The following is a 17,378-nucleotide window of genomic DNA, read 5'->3' as shown; positions in this document are numbered from 1 at the left end:
TCGCCCTGCCTTTGGTTGATGACCCCGTGCCGACAATGACTCTACGAATTTCCCTGTTGCTGGCTGCGTTGCTGTGCTCACCGCTGGTCAGGGCTGACATCTTCAAGTGCGTCGACGAAGCGGGTCACGTGACTTACACCAACAGCAAGCCTTCCGGCAAAGGCTGTAGCACGCTGGCCCGTGACCAGGCCGTGTCCTCCGTGCCGGGAGGCGGCCGCCCGGCTGCCGCGTCGGCGCCCTCAAGTGGTGCATCGTCCGCGAGTGTCGGTTTTCCGAGGGTGGACTCGGGCACCCAGAAGGCGCGTGACACCGATCGTCGACGCATTCTCGAAGAAGAGCTGGCCACCGAACAGCGTGCTCTGGATGGTGCCCAGAAACAACTGACCGAGCAGGAAGCGGTGCGCTACGGAGACGAGCGCAACTATCAGAAAGTGCTTGATCGGCTTCAGCCTTTTAAAGACAAAGTGCATCTTCATGAGCGCAATATCGAGGCGCTGAAGCGTGAAATCGGCAATCTGCGCTAGGTCGCAACGGGTGTAGCGGCGGCCTGATCGCGGGGTTCCGGTGGTCCGGAAGCCCCGCATCTACTTGGTCTGCTTCTTGCATGGAGTTCTCTGTATGCAAAACGACCAGCCTGAAATCACTCCCTCCGCCTTCTCGGGTCTTGAGCTGCTCTCTTCCGCGGTGGTTCTGGTGGACGACGAGTTGATCGTCCGCTATCTCAACCCGGGCGCAGAGAACCTGTTTGCGGTCAGTTGCCGGAAAATCGTCGGCTATTCCCTGCGGCGCCTGCTCGGTGAGCCCGCTGGGCTGGGCAGTGCCCTCAATAATGTGCTGCGCGACAACTGGAGCTATACCGGACACAACCTCACGGTGGTGCGCCCCGGAATGGAGGCGTTGCACCTGGATTGCATTGTCACGCCGGTGGAGTGCACCGAGGCGCGCCTCCTTCTGGAGTTTCGTCCGATGGACGCGCACCTGAAAGTGGCACGGGAAGAACAACTCGCGCACCAACAACAGGCGAACCGGGAGCTGATCCGCAACCTGGCCCACGAAATCAAGAATCCCCTGGGCGGAATCCGGGGCTCTGCGCAGCTTCTGGAGCGCGAGCTGGACGATCCCCAGTTGCGCGAATATACCCAGGTCATCATTGCCGAAGCGGATCGCCTGCAGGACTTGATGAACCGGCTGCTCACGTCGCACCGGATGATGCAGCCATCCCAGCTTAATCCCCACGATGTCCTGGAGCGGGTGCGTCGCCTGATCCTCGCCGAGTTTCCGTCTGTTGAAGTGCGTCGCGATTACGACACCAGCCTGCCGTACATCACCGGTGACCGGGAGCAGCTTATCCAGGCGATTCTCAACATCGCCCGCAACGCGGCGCAGGCCATGCAGGGCGAGGGCGAGATCGTGCTGCGCACGCGTGCCGCGCGTCAGGTCACCATGGCCAAGCGCCGCTTCAAGCTGGCATTGCAGTTGCAAGTCATCGATAACGGCCCCGGCGTGCCGGAGGATATTCGCGACAAGATTTTCTATCCGCTGGTGTCCGGTCGCGAGAATGGCAGCGGTCTGGGTCTGTCGCTGGCGCAGAGTTTCATTGAGCAGCACCAGGGTGCCATCGATGTGGATTCCCGGCCCGGGCGAACCTGCTTCAACGTTTTTCTGCCGATCTCCCGGGATGTGGATTCCTGATGTGGCAACATGTGCCGCACTGTTTTGGTGCGTTGATATTCGAGCAAGCCGTTTCCCTGTTTCACTCTTGTGCGTGTGAATGACATGAATGCAGTCTGGATAGTTGATGACGACCGCTCGATCCGCTGGGTGCTCGAAAAAGCCCTGGCCCGGGAAGAGATTACGTACAAGAGTTTCGGTACGGCGGCCGAGGTGCTGGCTGCGCTCGAGACCACCACCCAGCCGCCGCGGGTCCTGCTCTCCGATATCCGCATGCCCGGGGAGTCCGGCCTGACCCTGCTGTCGAAGGTCAAGGCGCGCTTTCCGCACATGCCGGTCATCATCATGACGGCCTACTCGGATCTCGACAGCGCCGTGGCGGCCTTTCAGGGTGGAGCCTTCGAATACCTGCCCAAGCCCTTCGACGTGGATCAGGCCGTCGAGTTGGTGCGCCGGGCCATCGAAGAGAGCGGTCACCAGGCCGGCACCGAGGAAGTGCTGAGCGCAGTGCCCGAAATCCTCGGGCAGGCGGCGGCCATGCAGGAGGTTTTCCGCGCCATCGGCCGTTTGTCCCAGTCCCATGCAACGGTGCTCATCAATGGTGAGTCCGGCTCAGGCAAGGAGCTCGTGGCCCGCGCACTGCATCGCCACAGTCCGCGTCGGGATTCGCCTTTCATTGCGATCAACACTGCGGCAATCCCGCGGGATCTGCTCGAGTCCGAGCTTTTCGGGCATGAGCGTGGCGCCTTCACCGGCGCGCAAACCATGCGCCGTGGCCGCTTCGAGCAGGCTGAGGGCGGCACGCTGTTCCTCGATGAAATCGGCGACATGCCGGCCGAGCTGCAAACCCGCCTGCTGCGCGTGCTCTCCGACGGCAATTTCTACCGGGTTGGCGGACATCAGCCGATCAAGGCCAACGTGCGGGTTATCGCGGCGACTCACCAGAACATGGAGGATCGGGTTCGTCAGGGCTTGTTCCGCGAGGACTTGTTCCACCGCCTCAACGTGATCCGCCTGCGCCTGCCGCCCCTGCGCGAGCGTCGCGAGGATATTCCGCCGCTGGCCAAGCACTTTATTGCGCTGTCTGCGCAGGAGCTTGGCGTGGAGGCCAAGCGTCTGTCGGAAGGCACCTTGAAATACTTGCAGAGTCTCGACTTCCCGGGCAACGTGCGCCAGCTCGAAAACTTGTGCCACTGGCTCACCGTGATGGCGCCGGGGCAGACTGTCGAGGTGGCCGACCTGCCGCCGGAACTGAAGGATCAGCCGACCCGCGAGCAGCCCGCCAACTGGGGCGACGCACTGATGGCGGAAGCCGACCGGGCGATCACCCAGCACCCGGGTGAGGTCTTTGACCGGCTGAGTCGCGACTTCGAACGCATCCTCATCCGGCGCGCACTCGCCGCCACCGGTGGGCGACGCATCGAGGCGGCGCAATTGCTGGGTATCGGGCGCAACACCATCACCCGCAAGATCCAGGAGCTCGGCCTCGAAGAGCCCGATCACGCCTGAAAGGGCAGATAACCCGCTGCGCAGCGCAATCCAGCAATTGGGGCCCTGAGCCGCTCGCGACGGTTTCTCCACCCCTTCGGTTCTTTGGCGGAAGGGGAGCAATGCTCACCTTTTCCTTCATAATTACCGGCTTGTTTCAATCTGCCGGGAATTGATGCGTGGACCGTTCCAATTACGAAGCGCTTGATGGGGCTGCGGTGGCCGCTGCCCTGGGCGAGCTGGCGACTTCCTTTTCTCTGGTTCTGCTGCCGGAATGCGACTCAACCAACAGCCGCCTGCTAGCCGATCCGCCGCCGGACGACGGGCTGATTCATGTGCTGGCGACCGACCTGCAAACGGCCGGTCGCGGTCGGCGCGGGCGGGTCTGGCAGTCGTGGCCAGGGGCCGGGCTGACGTTTTCGGCCCTGTGGCGCTTTGCGCCGGGCGCGCCGGTGCCGGCGGGCTTGTCGCTGGTCGCCGGGTTGGCGGTAGCGCGGGCGCTGGAAGAGCTGGGCGTCGAAGGCGTGCAGCTCAAGTGGCCGAACGATGTGCTGATCCATGGGAAAAAGCTCGCCGGGATTCTGGTCGAGCTGATTCCCGGCCGCGGGCGCACGCCGGCTGCGGTGGTCGGCATTGGCATCAACCTGCATCTGCCGCCGGACGCCGGGGTGGAATACCCGACCGGTGTGACCGATCTGGCTCACTGCCTGGCCGTTCCGCCGGGGTCGAACCAGTTGCTCGGCCGCGTGCTGGCCCAGCTTTACCGCCTGTTCGATTTGTATGCTGCCGCGGGCTTCACTGCCCTGCGCGGCGCCTGGCAGCAGCGTAACGCCTTTGCCGACCTGCCGGTGCGCATCGTCGGTGAGGCGGAGGAGCTGACGGGAATCTGTGCTGGCGTGGATGAGGATGGTGCCCTGTTGCTGCAAACTCAGGGCGGTTTGCGCCGGGTGTTGTCCGGCGAAGTGTCCCTGAGGCTGGCTTGATGGATCTGCTCCTCGATGTGGGCAACACGCGTCTCAAATGGGGGCTGCACGACGAGTCCGGCTGGCATGGGCAGGGCGCCGTGCTGCTCACCGCACTCGATGGTTTCGAAGGTGTGCTGGCCGGGCTCGGCCCGATTCGCCGCATGCTGGGCGCCAACGTCGCTGGTGCGGCGGTGGCGGGTCGGCTGGGTGTCCTGCTGGCTGCGCGGGGCTTGGTGGCGGAGTGGATCCAGTCGCTGGCGCAGGGCTTCGGCGTGCGCAACAGTTACCGCGAGCCTGGCCGCCTCGGCGCGGATCGCTGGGCTGCCCTGGTTGGCGCCCGGGCACTCCATCGAGGCGCGGCGCTGGTTGTTACTTCGGGAACCGCGACGACTGCCGACGTCCTCGATGGAAGCGGCGTTTTCCAGGGCGGAGTGATCCTGCCCGGGCTGGACCTGATGCGCATCTCCCTGGCCCGCGATACGGCCCAGTTGCCTTTTTCCGACGGGCGTTTCGAAGCCACCCCGCAGAGCACCGCCGACGCCATTGTGACCGGCTGCCTGCACGCCCAGGTGGGGGCTATCGAGCGCATGTTCCGGCTCGTTGCGGCCGAGGAGGGCAGTGTCTGCCTGCTCAACGGCGGGGCGGCCGCGGCCCTTGCGCCGCGGCTCGAATGCCCCGTTCGGGTGGTGGATAACCTGGTGCTGGAAGGGCTTGCCCGCATGCTCGATGGGGCCTGAGCCGGGCGCGCAGCAGGGCCGCAGGAATGGTGGGCGACTTTTCGGCGTGGTCGGGATCAGTTAGTCTTGCGGCCATGACCCCTTTACGTGTTGTCGTCATTGTCCTGCTCTTCGCCAATCTGCTCGCTCTGGCCATCTGGAAGGGTTGGCTTGGCGGCGGACCGTCCCATGGCGAGCCCGAGCGGCTGTCCAACCAGTTGAATCCGGACAAGATTCGTCTGATGGCAGAGGCCCGCCCGCCGCTGGCCAAGCCGCTTGTCGTTGCTCCGGTGCCGGTCGATGTGCCGGTGGTCGAAGAGAAAGTCGAGCCGCCTGTTCCGGCTCCGCTTCCGCCTCCGGCTCCCGAAGCGGTGGCGCCCCAGGCTTGCGTGATTTTTGCCGGGTTGAGCACCGACCAGGCTCGTGAGTTGTCGGCTCGCATCGCCAAGTCCGGCACTGGTTTCAAGCTGACCGAAAGTCGTAGTGAGGTGCCTTCTTCGTGGTGGGTGCATGTGCCATCTCAGGGTTCCAGGGATGGCGCCGACAAGAAAGCCGCCGAATTGCGCCGGCTCGGTATCGACGACCTTTTCATCATGCAGGAGCCCGGTCCCAGCCAGTTTGCGATTTCCCTTGGCCTTTACAAGAATGAGCAGGCCGCCACCCGTCACCTGGAGGCCCTCAAGGACAAGGGAGTGCGCAGCGCCCAGATTGCCACCCGCGGCACTGGCACCGTCCGGCTCGAAGTAAAGGGCCCGAGCGACAGCCTGTCCACCCTGGCCAGCGATCTTTCCGAGCGTTTGCGCGGCGTCAGCCGTATCGGGTGCGCCCCATGAGCGATCAGCCTTTCATCGTCGGCCTGACTGGCGGCATCGGCAGCGGCAAGAGTGCGGCGGCTGACCTGTTTGGCGAACTCGGTGCTGCGCTGGTGGATACCGACCGCATCGCCCACATGCTCACGGCCCCCGATGGCGCGGCGATGGCTGATATCCGTGCTGCCTTCGGTGCCGGTGTGGTGGCCGAGGATGGTTCCCTCAACCGGCCGGCCATGCGTGCCTTGGCGTTCGAAGATCCGGCGGTGCGCAAACGGCTCGAAGCCATCCTGCATCCGATGATTCGCAGCGAGAGCGATCGTCAGTGCCGTGTGGCCACCGCGCCTTACGTGGTGCTGGTGGTGCCTTTGCTGGTCGAATCGGGTACTTACCGCGGGCGGGTTCGGCGCTTGTGCGTCGTCGACTGCCCCGAGGAGATACAGGTGGCGCGGGTCATGCAGCGCAGCGGGCTGGAGGAGAGCCAGGTGCGTGCGATCATGGCCGCCCAGGCCAGCCGGGCCGTACGCCTGGCTGCCGCCGATGACGTGGTGGACAATGGCGGCCCGCTCGAGGATTTGCAGGAACAGGTCGCTGCGCTGCATCAGACCTACCTGGCGCTCGCGGCGCGGGCGGGGGGCGTGTGATATGATTCGCGCCGGTCAGACCGATATATCCCCATTCCTCATTCAGGCGCGCGCGTGATCACCTACGAATATCCGCTCAACGAGAGGATCCGCACGCTTCTACGGCTTGAAGCCCTTTTCGAAAAAGTCCTGCATTTTGTTCGGGCCGAAGGCGCCCTGGAGCATCATGTCGCGCTGGTTACGCTGTTCGAGATTCTTGAAGTGGCCTGCCGTGCCGATCTCAAGGTCGATCTCGTCCAGGAACTCGAACGCCAGCGCCAGATCCTGCTGTCTTTTCGCAATAATCCGCAGATTTCCGAAGAAGCCCTGTCCGGCGCCCTCTACGAAATCGAGCAGGCTTCCGCATCGCTGCTTGCCATGGCCGGCAAGACCGGCCAGTACCTGCGCGAGAACGAGTGGCTGATGAACATTCGCAGTCGTGCGGCGATTCCCGGTGGCGCGTGTGAGTTCGACCTGCCGTCCTATCACCACTGGCTGAACCGCGAAGTCGAATCCCGCCGCCGTGATCTGCTCGCCTGGGTCCAGCCGCTGCTGCCCATCCGTGACGGGTTGGCCATCGTGTTGCGCCTGCTGCGCGCCAGCGGCCGGCCGGAAGAGTTGATTGCCCTGCACGGCGCTTTTCAGCAAACCATGGCGGGACGCACGGCGCAGATGATCCGCCTGCGGCTGCATGGCGGCGCCATGTGCGTACCGGAAACCAGCGCCAACAAGTACGCCCTCAATATCCGTTTCATGAATGCCGACACGGTGGTCCGCCCCGGTCAGACTGATGCGGACATTCCCTTCGAACTGACTTTCTGCAATCTGTGAACCAAACCGTCAAGCCGCGCCAGGTCAAGTGCCCGATCTGTGGAACCAGCGTCGTGTGGGGGCCGCAAAGCCCCCATCGCCCTTTCTGCTCCGACCGCTGTCGCCTGATCGATCTGGGTGCCTGGGCTTCGGACGCCTATCGGGTCGAAGGGGAAGTCCCCCTCGACGACGAAAGCGATCCGCTGGCCCGCTCCTGAACGGCCGTCCCGCCGCTCAGTCCATCTCTTCACCTTGGTCCTGCCAGATCGACCGGATCGCCGCGATGCCGTGGGCGCCGGCGGCCTTGGCTGTATTCAGCTCGTCCGGTCGCAGTCCGCCGAGGGCGAACACCGGAATCGACAGGGTGTGCACCTTCTCTGCAAAAGCCTCCCAGCCCAGTGCTGCCCGCCCCGGGTGGCTGAGGGTCGGCTTGACTGCACCGAGCAGGGCATAGTCGAGCTCGAGTCTGGCCGCTTTCTCCAGTTCTGCGCGCGTGTGGCAGGCGCCACCAACCCATTCAAATTCCGGTCGTGACTCCAGCGTCATCAATTGATGACCAGGCAGGTGCACGCCGTTGGCCCCGATGCGCCGGGCCAGCTCGATATCTCCATTCACCAGCGTGATGGCTCCCGCATGTCGGCAGCGCTCGACAACAGCCCGGGCGAAGGCTTCCCGGTCGGTTGGGGAAAGATCCGGCTCGCGGATGTGCACCAGACGCAGGCTGCCGGCAAGAGCGTTGTCGAGTTGCGCCAGCTGGGTGTCGATGCCGATCTCGCCGGCGTGGGTGATGCCCATGATCCGAGGCAGGCGCAGGGCCTTGAGGATCGGGCCGTTGGCGGGCAGCATCGGTGCGACGCTCATGCTGTCGGCGTGCTGCCAGCTGAGGGCGGCATGGACGCGGTCGTGGATTTCGCCGTGCCAGGCAGGCACCTCGAAGAAATGCAGGTTGACGTGGGCGTGTTCATATACGTGCTCCCGCGTGAGCCACGGCCAAGCGACGTCCACCTCCATGTCGAGCTCTTCGTTGAGCTCGCGGATCAGGGCTTCCCGCGGGGTTTCACCAGCTTCGACCTTGCCGCCGGGAAACTCCCAGTAGCCCGGGTAGAAGGTGTCGGCGGCACGCTGGCCGAGCAGGAAGCTGCCATCCGGCCGGGTGATCACCGCGGCCGCCACATGCACGATCTTCTTCATGCTTCGAACCGTCCGGCGTAGTCACGGGCGAACTGCCAGGCCACCCGGCCGCTGCGGGCACCGCGCATGAGCGCCCATTGCAGGGCCTCGCCGCGGGACGTGGGGATGGCGTCGGCCGGCACGCCGAATTCGCCCAGCCAATGGTTCACCACCTTCAGGTATTCGTCCTGGCTGAAGGGGTAGAAGGAGATCCACAGGCCGAAGCGCTCGGACAGGGAGATTTTCTCTTCGACCGCCTCGGCAGGGTGCACCTCGCCGTCCTTGTGCTTGGTGGCGGCGTTTTCGTCGAAGTATTCCGGCATCAGGTGGCGGCGGTTGGAGGTGGCGTAGATCAGCACGTTGTCCGATACCGCGGCGACGGAGCCGTCGAGGACGCTCTTGAGGGCCTTGTAGGCGGGCTCACCGTCCTCGAAGGAGAGGTCGTCGGTAAAGATGATGAAGCGCTCGGGGCGGCCTTCGACCAGTTCGACGATGTCGGCCAGGTCGATCAGGTCGTCCTTGTCCACCTCGATGAGGCGCAGGCCCTGGTCGGCGAACTCGGTCAGCAGGGCCTTGACCAGGGAGGATTTGCCGGTGCCGCGGGCGCCGGTGAGGAGCACATTGTTGGCGCGCTTGCCGGCCAGAAACTGGCGCGTGTTGGCGACGATGCGCTCTTTCTTGTCGTCGATGTCCTGCAGGTTGTCGAGGCGGATCTGGTGCGGCCGGGGGATCGGCTGCAGGGCTGCTGCGTTGCCCTTGCGGCGCCAGCGAAAGGCCGTCGAGGCGTGCCAGTCGGGGGCGGCGGGGGCGGTCGGGAGGAGGCGTTCGAGGCGCTCAAGGAGCTGTTCGGCGCGGGTGAGAAAGTGGGTCAGGTCAGTCATGGGGAGGGGCGTCCGTATCCTTGTTTTTCGGGCCGCGCAGGGCCAGGCCGACGATGGCGAGCAGTACGGCGACCACGCCGAGTTCGATACCGATCATCCACATGGAACTCTCCTTCTGCGGCCCGGGCCGGCGAGCCGGTGGTTATACTCGGGCGGGTATTGATTGCAAACCGCGAGTTTACCCCATCCATGTTGCGCACTTTTTCCCGCCTTCCCCTCGCACTGTCCGTGCTCCTGCTGTCTGCCTGCGCCACGGCGCCGCGACCGGTGAGCGAGCCGGGCAAGCCGGCTGCTCCCGTTTCAACGCCGTCCCCGGCGCCTGTGCCGACTCCATCCGGTACTGCGCCTACCCCGCTTCCCCTCAGCAAGCCGCTGTTGCCGGCGGCCTGGGGTGAGCTGCCTGGCTGGAGCAACGATCCGCTGGGCGAGGCATGGCCGGCCTTCCAGGCCTCGTGCCGGGCGCTGACCAGGCAGGTCGTATGGCAACCGGTGTGCGAGGCGGCGCGTGGTCTGGGTGAGCGCCCCACGGCGACGGCTGTGCGCAGCTTCATGGAGGCGCGGCTGTTGCCCTGGCGCGTGGTGAATCCGGATGGCAGCCGTGAAGGCCTTGTCACCGGCTACTACGAACCCCTGATCAAGGGCAGCCGGACTCGCTCGAAGGCTTACGCCTGGCCGGTGCTGGGGGTCCCGGATGATCTGTTGAGCGTTGATCTCGGAGAGGTGTATCCGGATCTGAAGGGCCAGCGGGTGCGTGGCCGGCTCGTCGGTAACAAGGTCGTGCCGTATTACTCCCGTGCCGATGTGGACCGGCTCAAGGACAAGTTCGCCGGCAAGACGATTCTCTATGCCGAGGATGCGGTCGAGTTGTTTTTCCTGCAGGTGCAGGGTTCCGGACGGGTGCAGTTGCCTGATGGCGGTGTGGTGCGTCTGGCCTATGCGGACACCAATGGCCATCCCTACCAGTCAATCGGCCGCTGGCTGGCCGACCGGGGCGAGCTGCGGGTCGAGCAGGCCTCCATGGAGGGCATCAAAAGTTGGGCAAGGGCGAATCCGCATCGTCTGCAGGAAATGCTCAACGCCAACCCGAGCTACATTTTTTTTCGTGAAGGGCCGAGCTCGAACGCTGGACCGGTGGGCGCGCTGGGCCAGCCGCTAACGGAAGGGCGCAGTCTGGCCGTCGATCCGCGCAGCATTCCGCTGGGTGCGCCGGTGTTTCTGGCCACCACCCATCCGAACAGCACCCAGCCCTTGCAGCGCCTGATGCTGGCCCAGGATACGGGCAGCGCGATCAAGGGCGGCGTCAGGGGCGACTTCTACTGGGGTTTCGGTGCCGAGGCCGGTGCCCTGGCTGGCCGGATGCGCCAGAAGGGCGAAATGTGGGTGCTGTGGCCGCGGGACCAGGTGCCGCGCTAGTCCGGATGGGAAGTCCGTCGATTTGTAATAACTTTTGCGTAAATTCTTGGTTCTTCAGTCTGGACGTGTCCCGTATCGTGCGAAGCTCGCGTCCGTCTTTTTGACGCCATCGTATTCGCCTGTATCCGGAGACTCCCGTGCCCCTCACCGAACTTGTCCATTACTTCAACAAGCGCAGCCGGCTGACCCGCGGCGGAGCGGCTGAAGACAGCTTCGAGCTGGCGGAAGGTCGGGTGCACGTGCGTTTTGGCGGTTGCCTGCTGGGCACCGTGTTCCAGCCGGTGGTGGCCAGTGCCAGCGGGCAGGTGATCGGCCACGAAGCGCATCTGCAGCTGCTGGAGGGCGGGGAGGCCGATCTGCCGCCGTCGGCGATCTTCCTGGCCGCCCGGGATGATGAGGAGCTGGTGCACCTTGATCGTCTGGTGCGCACGCTGCATGCGCTGAACTTCCTGCGGGAGCGGGAGCAGCATGGCGGCTTCCTGTCCCTCAACGTGCACCCCCAGTTGCTGCGCACCGTGCGCGAGCACCACGGGCAGGTCTTCGAGTCCATTCTGGCCCGCTGCGGACTGACGCCGGAACGGATCGTGATGGAGGTGTCGGACGATGGTTTTGAAAGCCTGCCGCGGCTGACGCGCGCGCTTGCCGGTTACCGGGAGCGGGGCTATCGGATCGCCATCGACAACTTCGGGCGCCACTCCGCGGATCTGGAGCGGCTGGAAAGTCTGGCGCCGGATATCGTCAAACTGGACCGTAGCCTGATCGGCCACGCTGGGCATTTGAGTCTGGCCAAGCGGGTGATGACGGAACTGAACGGAGAAATCCGCCGGCTTGGCGTACTGGTGGTGTGCCAGTGCATCGAGAATCCCCTGCAATTGCAGGCGGCGCGGGAGGCGGGTGTGGATTGGCTGCAGGGTTATCTGCTCGGCCGGCCGGCTCCGGCCTGCCTGCCGCTGCCCAGGCCGCGTCGCCCTCGCGAGGCGGCCTGAGCGGCGGGGCTTACTTGCCCTCTGCGGCCAGGGTCATGGCCTGTTCCAGCTGGGCCAGGGGGACAGCGCCAGGCAGGCGGTGACCGTCAGCGGTGAAGATGGTCGGCGTGCCGCTGACCTTGATCTTCTGGCCGAGGGCGACGTTTTTGTCGACGGCGCTGGTGTCGCAACCGGCGGGTGCGGCGGCGGGTACCTTGCCGGCAGTCATCCAGTCATTCCAGGCGCCGGCGCGATCCTTGGCGCACCAGATGTTCTTCGATTTCTCGGTGGAGTCCGGGCTGAGGATCGGGTACAGGAAGGTGTAAACGGTGGCGTCCTTCAGGCCCAGCAAGTCCTTGGCCAAGCGTTTGCAGTAGCCGCAGTTCGGGTCTTCGAAGCTGGCGATGACGCGCTTGCCGTTGCCACGAACCTGCTTGATTGCCTGATCGAGGGGCAGGCTGGCGAAGTCGATCTTCTGCAATTGCGTCAGCCGGGCCTGGGTGACGTTCTTGCGGCTCTTGGCGTCGATCAGGGCGCCGTCGAGGATGAAGGTCACGTTGGCGTCGGTGTACAGCAGTTCGCCGGATTTCAGCAAGACTTCATACAGTCCGCCATAAGGGGTTTTTTTGACGTTTTCTACGGCCGGTGCGTTGAGAAAACTCTCCAGGCCTTTCTTGACCGAGGCTTCGTCAGCCGCATGGGCGACGCCTGCTGCACAAAGAAGGGTGACGAGCAGCGAGCGTGCGAAGGTGAATTTCATCCAGGATCTCCAGGAAACAGGGGGATTCAGAAGCAGCAGGGTTCAGAAGCGGCCCGCAATGGCATAGCGGACCAGCGCATTGCGTAGGACCGGCAGACGGTTGGTGAGGTTCAGTCCGAAATTGCGCAGACCGGACAGCAGCGGGTCGGCCGGCTTGAAAAGCCGGTTGAGGCCGTGCGTTGTGTATTGGAGCAGCGCGGTTTCCTCGGCGCGGGCACGGGCATAGGTGCGCAGGATGGACAGCTCGCCTGGATCGCGCCAGGCCGGCAGTGTCGCCAGTTGTTCGGCCAGTACGCGGGCGTCCTGGTAGCCCAGGTTGATGCCGTGGCCGGACAGTGGGTGGATGGCGTGGGCAGCATCGCCGATCAGGGCCAGGCGCGGCTGCACCACCGTGTCGACGCGCATCAGGCGCAGCGGGAAGGCGGCCGCGGGGGTAACCAGCTCAAGCGCGCCAAGGCGGAAGTCGCCGGCTTCGGCGACCTTGGCGCACAGGGCCGCAGGGGTCAGGGCGAGGAGTTCGTCGGCGAGTTCGTTGGGCGCTGACCAGACCATTGACATGAGTCCGTCCGGCAGCGGCAGGTAGGCGAGCACCCCGTCCTTGCGAAACCACTGGAAGGCGGTGTTGCGGTGGGGTTTTTCGCAGCGAAAATTGGCGACGAGGCCCTTTTCGTTGTAGGGCGTATTGCTGGCACCGATTCCGGCTGCCTGGCGCACCCATGAGTCACGACCGTCGGCGGCGACGAGCAGGCGTGCTTCGAGGCGCCGGCCGTCGGCCAGGGTGAGGCGCGTGGTGCTGTCGTCGATGGCAAGGGCGGCCGGTTCGGCCGGGCAGATCAGTGTGACATTGTGCTGACGTTTGACCGTTTCCCACAGCTCTTGCTGCATCAGGCTCGACTCGACGATCCAGGCAAGTTCGCGCAGGCCGCAGTCGTAGGCCGAAAAGTTCAGCTTGCCGCCGGCGTCGCCATGGATTTCCATGTCGTACACGGGGGCCATGCGGCTTGCGTCGAGGTGCTGCCAGATGCCGATGGCGGCGAGGAAGTCCATGTTGGCGGGGCTGATGGCGTAGATACGCGCATCCCAGCCAGCCGGGCGGGACGGGGGGCGGGTTTCGACAATGCCCACCTTGAGACTGCTGCTGCGCAGGGCTGCTGCGAGGGCTGCGCCGGCAAGGCCGGCACCTACGACGAGTACATCGAATTTCATACGCTGGTCTCCTGCGCCCGGATTGTGCCGGAGGGCGCAGGGGAAGTCACTCGCGGCGGGTCTGGACGCTTAGCGCGGAGGTGGCGGCGGCGGGTAGTAGGGCGTGCCGCTGGGGAGCGGAGCCGGCTGGCGATAACCGTAAGGATAACCGGGCAGCTGGTTGCCCCTGGCGTACATGCATTGCTGATAGGCGATGTCGTAGCGACGCTGGGCTTCAGCCCCCGCGTAGCCAGCCTGGGATGCACCGCTGGCGGTGCCAGCCACCATGCCGATGGCGGCGCCGGTTGCCGCACCGTTGCGGCCTCCGCCGAGGGCGCCCGCTGCGGCGCCGATCGCGGTGCCTACGGCGGCGTTGCCGACGACGTTCTGGGTGGCCAGATCCTGCGGTGCGATGCCGATGGATTGCTCGGCAAAGTTGCGGCACTGGCGATCTTCGGCGACAAAGACTTCAAAAGGCTTGCCGGGCGCCGGCATGACGGCAACGCGCGGGCCGCTGGGCAGGCTGGCGCAGCCGGTCAGCAAGGCCAGGGGGATCAACAGGTTGCGGGTTTTCATGGTTGCCGTCCTCCCTCGATGTTCGGTGTACCGGTAGCCGGGTTGACGGGGGTTGCGCGCCAGCCTTCTGCGCAACTCTGCACGTAGGGGTAGTAAGCCCTGGCACTGTCGCAGTAATACCAGTTGTTCTGGGGGGAGACCGGAGCGGGGGGCTGGGGGGCGGCGGGCGGCGTGGCTGGAACCGCGCGCCAGCCTTCGGTGCAGGCCTGCACGTAAGGGTAATAGGCTTTGGCGCTGTCGCAGTAGTACCAGTTCTGGGCTGTGGTCTGCGGTGCGGGCTGGATGATGACCGGCTCGACTGGGGCTGGTTGGACGACCACGGGTGGGTAGGGGTAAACCGGCTGCGGGTAGAACATCCAGGTTGCACCGGCAAGCCACCACAAGCCCCATCGGCCATCGTGATAGCCGTGATGCGAGTGGCTCGGGCCGGGGCTGTGCATGCGTGGCCCCGGAAACCCTCCGCGGCCACGAGGTCCATCGGCCTGCGCGGGCAGGGCAGCAAGGGCACTGGCCGTGACGAGGGCGGCCAGCAGGACAGGACGGACGAGTCGGGTTTTCATCGCAGCAGCACTCCGGTCTTCAATCCTGTCATTCTCGGCACCGTGGGAACCGCATGGTGTGTTGGCTGTGCTTACACACGTAAGCGGATGCGTCAAAGCCGCTTTTTGCAGCATTTGCTTACGCTTTTGCCGTGAGGTGCTGGAATTGGGTGAAATGAATCGGAGAAACGTGAAAAATGGTGACTTAACTTTTTGTCTTTCACCATGGACGTTCGCAAACTAGTCGTTTTTCTCTGTGTTTTTACCCTCATTGCCGTGGGGGTCGTTCTCTACTTTCAGGAGGATCGCACGCCTGACCGTCGGGCCAGGGCCGATCCAGCGATCGCCGAACAGGTGGAGGCTCGTCATGGTCCTGCATTGCGGGCGCTCGGCATCAGCAGCCTGGGGGTGGACCGGCGGACGGATGATGTCGTGGTGGTCTTTTCCAATGGAGGGCGCCTTGGCCGCAAGGTGGCCGGACGCCTGCCGGGCCTGGCCAGCAAGGACGGCTGTGGGAAGCTGGAGGTGGGCATTGCGGTTGGCGACTCGATCACCGCCTGGGGCGACTCGAAGAGCCCGGCCTTTTATGCGCGGCTGGATTGTGTGCTGGAGGAAGTTGTCGCCAGTGCTGCCGATTTGCGGGAATCCGAGTGATTTCGGGGCGCGCCGTGGCCTGAGCGGCTATACTGCGCGCCGGGAAGTTCGCTAGGCAATCGCGGTGTGTTCGCACATCGAGGAAAGTCCGGGCCCCATAGAGCAGGATGCCGGCTAACGGCCGGGCGCCATAGCCTTCGGGTCAAAGCGACGGAAAGTGCAACAGAGAGCAGACCGCCGATGGCTCTTCATTGAGCACAGGTAAGGGTGAAACGGTGGGGTAAGAGCCCACCGCGGACGTGGTGACACGGACGGCACGGCAAACCCCATCCGGGGCAAGGCCAAATAGGGGGACGTTGACGCTGCTCGCGGAGTCCCCGGGTAGGCTGCTAGAGCGACGTGGCAACGCGTCGACCAGAGGAATGATTGCCCGGCGGGCAGATCTTCGGATCGGCCCGCTCGACAGAACCCGGCTTATCGGCGAACTTCCCTTCCCCGTTTTTCACTTTGCGCCACCGGCACGTCCCCTTCAGGTGCCTGTCGTGGCGAGACACGCGATTTAACATCCTCCCGCCTTGACGGTCGGCGTTGGTCTTTTGCTGCTAGCGCAGACCCCGCAATTAATCCAGCACTTTGGCAATGCTTTCTATCGGCATTGATTTATAAGCGGATTTCCCGGAATACCCCCTCATTGCTGTAAGTGCTTGTGTCCAAAAGAGATTTACGTTTGGGTCGGCTTGACCGTCTATTTCTTTTGTTCTAAAGTGGGATGGAGTGGACGAAAGTGGGAGGAAGTGAGTTTTTCCCGTTTGTTCAAGTGCAGAAGTGGGGGTTTCATGTTTCAAGGCGCAGCAGCGCTCAGTCTTGATGCGAAGGGTCGCCTGGCGATTCCGGCGCGGCATCGGGACGCGCTGGTCAAGCTCGCCGAGAACCAGCTGATCCTTACGGCTCACCCCCATCGCTGCCTTCTTATTTATCCCGCTCCCGCTTGGGAGCCGATCCGCAACAAGGTGCTTGCCGGATCCAGCCTCGATCAGCACTCCGCCCTGCTCAAACGCCTTCTGGTGGGTTTTGCCCGCGATGAAGAGGTGGATTCGGCAGGTCGTGTGTTGATTGCGCCGGAGCTGCGCAACTTCGCCCAACTTGAAAAGCAGGTGCATTTGGTGGGACAGGGCGATCACTTTGAACTCTGGTCGGATGCCGGCTGGCAAAAGCAGCAGGAGGCGATCTTCGCCCTCGGCGAGCAGCTCATGCCGGCTGGCTGGGAAAACCTGCCGCTGTGAGCGCTACACCGCATATCACGGTGCTGCTGCAAGAGGCGGTAGAGGGTCTGGCCATCAAGCCAGACGGTATTTACGTGGATGGCACTTTCGGGCGCGGTGGTCACAGTCGCCTGGTGCTGGCGAGTCTGGGGCCGCAGGGCCGCCTGATCGCTTTCGATCGTGACCCGGTGGCGGTGGCTGCCGGTCAGGCCGTGGATGACCCCCGTTTTGAATTGGTGCATGCGCCGTTTTCGGACTTTGCCGAGGCGCTGGCAGAGCGGGGTGTGACGCAGGTGGATGGCGTCCTGCTGGATCTGGGGGTTTCATCTCCCCAGCTGGACGAAGCTGAGCGGGGCATGAGCTTTCGGTTCGATGCGCCGCTCGATATGCGAATGGATACGACCCGCGGGATGACCGCGGCGGAGTGGCTGGCGGAAGCGTCGGTCGCCGACATAACCCGCGTGCTGAGGGAATACGGTGAAGAACGGTTTGCTTATGAGATTGCAAAGGCGCTTATTGCTGCTCGGACAGGGGGGGCTATTGCAACCACTGGACAGCTTGCCGCGCTCGTGGAAAAGACGGTCTGGACACGCGAGCCGGGTCAGCACCCTGCGACGCGCACCTTCCAGGCTCTACGGATTTGCGTCAATCAAGAGCTTGAGGAACTGTCGCTAGTCCTGCCGCAGGTAGTGGCAGCGCTGGCGCCGGGGGGGCGTCTGGTCGTGATCAGCTTTCATTCCCTTGAAGACCGCATTGTCAAGCGTTTCATGCGTGATGCGTCGCGACCGCCGCAGTTGCCGGCCCGCTTGCCGGTGCGTGCGGCCGACATGCCGAAGCCGAAGCTGGCCCTGATCGGCAAGGCTGTGCGTCCGTCGGACGCTGAAGTGTCGGTCAACCCGCGTTCGCGCAGTGCGGTGATGCGGATCGCCGAAAAGCAGGTAGAGGACTGAG

Annotated in this window: 20 protein-coding genes and 1 other RNA gene; 15 read left to right on the top strand and 6 right to left on the bottom strand. The window is 64.3% G+C overall.

The annotated features are described in order from the left end of the window. Positions 1-35 precede the first annotated feature (35 nt). The 9 genes from ETQ85_RS18230 (at position 36) to ETQ85_RS18190 (ending at position 7,300) form a co-directional block, all read left to right on the top strand. Positions 36-524: a DUF4124 domain-containing protein gene (locus ETQ85_RS18230; protein ID WP_148580512.1), complete on the top strand. Its 489-nt coding sequence runs from the start codon at positions 36-38 to the stop codon at positions 522-524. Positions 525-618: 94 nt separating this feature from the next. Beyond that, complete coding sequence (glnL, locus tag ETQ85_RS18225) at positions 619-1,692, top strand: nitrogen regulation protein NR(II) (RefSeq protein WP_148580511.1); 1,074 nt, start codon at positions 619-621, stop codon at positions 1,690-1,692. An 84-nt stretch (positions 1,693-1,776) separates the two neighbouring features. Then, positions 1,777-3,180, top strand: coding sequence for a nitrogen regulation protein NR(I) (gene ntrC, locus ETQ85_RS18220; RefSeq protein ID WP_148580510.1), 1,404 nt, complete (start codon positions 1,777-1,779; stop codon positions 3,178-3,180). A gap of 158 nt (positions 3,181-3,338) precedes the next feature. Beyond that, positions 3,339-4,142 (top strand): biotin--[acetyl-CoA-carboxylase] ligase, encoded by an 804-nt coding sequence (locus ETQ85_RS18215; RefSeq protein ID WP_148580509.1) that lies wholly within the window; start codon positions 3,339-3,341, stop codon positions 4,140-4,142. Then, positions 4,142-4,861, top strand: coding sequence for a type III pantothenate kinase (locus tag ETQ85_RS18210; protein WP_148580508.1), 720 nt, complete (start codon positions 4,142-4,144; stop codon positions 4,859-4,861). Before ETQ85_RS18215 ends, ETQ85_RS18210 begins: the two co-directional genes overlap by 1 nt. Before the next feature lie 74 nt (positions 4,862-4,935). Next, entirely contained in the window at positions 4,936-5,673 is a 738-nt protein-coding gene (locus ETQ85_RS18205) for an SPOR domain-containing protein (RefSeq protein WP_148580507.1), read from the top strand. After that, complete coding sequence (gene coaE, locus ETQ85_RS18200) at positions 5,670-6,293, top strand: dephospho-CoA kinase (RefSeq protein WP_187394759.1); 624 nt, start codon at positions 5,670-5,672, stop codon at positions 6,291-6,293. Before ETQ85_RS18205 ends, coaE begins: the two co-directional genes overlap by 4 nt. 54 nt (positions 6,294-6,347) lie before the next feature. Continuing rightward, complete coding sequence (zapD, locus tag ETQ85_RS18195) at positions 6,348-7,103, top strand: cell division protein ZapD (protein WP_148580505.1); 756 nt, start codon at positions 6,348-6,350, stop codon at positions 7,101-7,103. Continuing rightward, positions 7,100-7,300, top strand: coding sequence for a DNA gyrase inhibitor YacG (locus ETQ85_RS18190; protein ID WP_148580504.1), 201 nt, complete (start codon positions 7,100-7,102; stop codon positions 7,298-7,300). Before zapD ends, ETQ85_RS18190 begins: the two co-directional genes overlap by 4 nt. Before the next feature lie 16 nt (positions 7,301-7,316). On the opposite strand, the gene ETQ85_RS18185 is transcribed toward ETQ85_RS18190, so the two are convergent. Then, positions 7,317-8,273, bottom strand: a complete 957-nt coding sequence (locus tag ETQ85_RS18185; RefSeq protein WP_148580503.1) for a Nudix family hydrolase — start codon at positions 8,271-8,273, stop codon at positions 7,317-7,319. Further along, entirely contained in the window at positions 8,270-9,133 is an 864-nt protein-coding gene (locus ETQ85_RS18180) for an ATP-binding protein (protein WP_148580502.1), read from the bottom strand. Before ETQ85_RS18180 ends, ETQ85_RS18185 begins: the two co-directional genes overlap by 4 nt. Before the next feature lie 189 nt (positions 9,134-9,322). Between ETQ85_RS18180 and mltA the strand changes: the two genes are divergently transcribed. Next, entirely contained in the window at positions 9,323-10,546 is a 1,224-nt protein-coding gene (gene mltA, locus ETQ85_RS18175) for a murein transglycosylase A (protein ID WP_148580501.1), read from the top strand. A 137-nt stretch (positions 10,547-10,683) separates the two neighbouring features. Continuing rightward, positions 10,684-11,532, top strand: coding sequence for an EAL domain-containing protein (locus tag ETQ85_RS18170; protein WP_148580500.1), 849 nt, complete (start codon positions 10,684-10,686; stop codon positions 11,530-11,532). 10 nt (positions 11,533-11,542) lie between these two features. On the opposite strand, the gene ETQ85_RS18165 is transcribed toward ETQ85_RS18170, so the two are convergent. The 4 genes from ETQ85_RS18165 to ETQ85_RS18150 form a co-directional block, all read right to left on the bottom strand. Continuing rightward, positions 11,543-12,271, bottom strand: a complete 729-nt coding sequence (locus tag ETQ85_RS18165; RefSeq protein WP_148580499.1) for a DsbC family protein — start codon at positions 12,269-12,271, stop codon at positions 11,543-11,545. A 42-nt stretch (positions 12,272-12,313) separates the two neighbouring features. Beyond that, on the bottom strand, positions 12,314-13,477 hold the full coding sequence (locus tag ETQ85_RS18160) for a UbiH/UbiF family hydroxylase (protein ID WP_148580498.1): 1,164 nt from the start codon (positions 13,475-13,477) through the stop codon (positions 12,314-12,316). A 69-nt stretch (positions 13,478-13,546) separates the two neighbouring features. After that, positions 13,547-14,032 carry a YMGG-like glycine zipper-containing protein gene (locus ETQ85_RS18155; RefSeq protein WP_148580497.1) on the bottom strand — a complete coding sequence of 162 codons (486 nt, stop codon included), beginning with the start codon at positions 14,030-14,032 and terminating at the stop codon, positions 13,547-13,549. Beyond that, the gene (locus ETQ85_RS18150) at positions 14,029-14,592 is read right to left on the bottom strand and encodes a hypothetical protein (RefSeq protein ID WP_187394758.1); all 564 of its coding nucleotides are present in this window, start codon (positions 14,590-14,592) and stop codon (positions 14,029-14,031) included. The genes ETQ85_RS18155 and ETQ85_RS18150 overlap by 4 nt, the downstream gene beginning before the upstream one ends. A gap of 204 nt (positions 14,593-14,796) precedes the next feature. Here ETQ85_RS18150 and ETQ85_RS18145 point away from each other — a divergent pair, with 204 nt between their 5' ends. The 4 genes from ETQ85_RS18145 (at position 14,797) to rsmH (ending at position 17,377) form a co-directional block, all read left to right on the top strand. After that, entirely contained in the window at positions 14,797-15,225 is a 429-nt protein-coding gene (locus ETQ85_RS18145; protein WP_148580496.1) for a hypothetical protein, read from the top strand. Between the two features lie 43 nt (positions 15,226-15,268). After that, positions 15,269-15,658: RNase P RNA component class A (gene rnpB / locus ETQ85_RS18140), an RNA gene on the top strand. 343 nt (positions 15,659-16,001) lie between these two features. Further along, positions 16,002-16,448 carry a division/cell wall cluster transcriptional repressor MraZ gene (mraZ, locus tag ETQ85_RS18135; protein ID WP_148580495.1) on the top strand — a complete coding sequence of 149 codons (447 nt, stop codon included), beginning with the start codon at positions 16,002-16,004 and terminating at the stop codon, positions 16,446-16,448. Then, on the top strand, positions 16,445-17,377 hold the full coding sequence (gene rsmH / locus ETQ85_RS18130) for a 16S rRNA (cytosine(1402)-N(4))-methyltransferase RsmH (RefSeq protein WP_148580494.1): 933 nt from the start codon (positions 16,445-16,447) through the stop codon (positions 17,375-17,377). The genes mraZ and rsmH overlap by 4 nt, the downstream gene beginning before the upstream one ends. The last annotated feature ends 1 nt before the right edge of the window (position 17,378 follow it).

Source organism: Zoogloea oleivorans, assembly GCF_008107625.1.
GTDB classification, from domain to species: Bacteria; Pseudomonadota; Gammaproteobacteria; order Burkholderiales; family Rhodocyclaceae; genus Zoogloea; species Zoogloea oleivorans.
This window is presented reverse-complemented; position numbering and strand designations above follow the sequence as displayed.